Annotated in this window: 2 protein-coding genes; both read left to right on the top strand. The window is 56.6% G+C overall.

The annotated features are described in order from the left end of the window. Window positions 1-332, top strand: a 332-nt coding sequence (locus ACP7C5_RS19155; RefSeq protein WP_426265510.1) for a helix-turn-helix domain-containing protein, incomplete at its 5' end; no start/stop codon positions are given. Then, window positions 333-572 (top strand): restriction endonuclease, SacI family (locus ACP7C5_RS19150; protein WP_426265509.1); only part of this gene is annotated, 240 nt, incomplete at its 3' end.

Genomic DNA, 572 nt, shown 5'->3' with positions numbered 1-572 from the left:
AGGCTGATCGCTTTCATAAGCTCGATTCTTCTACAAATAACGCTAGGGTGCAACCGGCATATCCAACCCTATTGTATTGTCAATACAAGATGAAGATCCGGCTCCGTGAACAGATGGCGGTATACAGGCAGCGCTTTGGCGCGCCGTTGACCTATGCCCAGCTGGCGGAGCTGACCGGGCTGTCGCGCGCCACTGTGGAATCCATAGCAACGCGACCAAGCTATAACGCAACGATCGAAGCGATTGAGCGGATCTGCCTCGCGCTAGGATGCGAACCTGGTGACCTGCTCGAACTTGAGCCCCCTGCGCCTGCGATGCGCGAGGCGGGGTAAATGGTTGTTGCGAAGGCTGACATCGATAAGCGCATTGCGCGTGGGGTGCTCTATGAGGAAGCGGCCAAAGCGGCCGCGGGACACATTGACCAAAGTTGGGCGCGTCCAATCGAAGAGCTGAGCGAAGCAGCGACCGCTACCAGTCTGACCCATATCGCTTTTCTAGGAACAGCCATTCTCGCTAAGTGTGTCGATCCAACAATCGATGTGTTCGCGGTGAAGAAGTCGGCCGGGCCAAAG

Source organism: Sphingomonas sp. PWP1-2 (assembly GCF_049898305.1).
Lineage (GTDB): Bacteria > Pseudomonadota > Alphaproteobacteria > Sphingomonadales > Sphingomonadaceae > Sphingomonas > Sphingomonas glacialis.
This window is presented reverse-complemented; position numbering and strand designations above follow the sequence as displayed.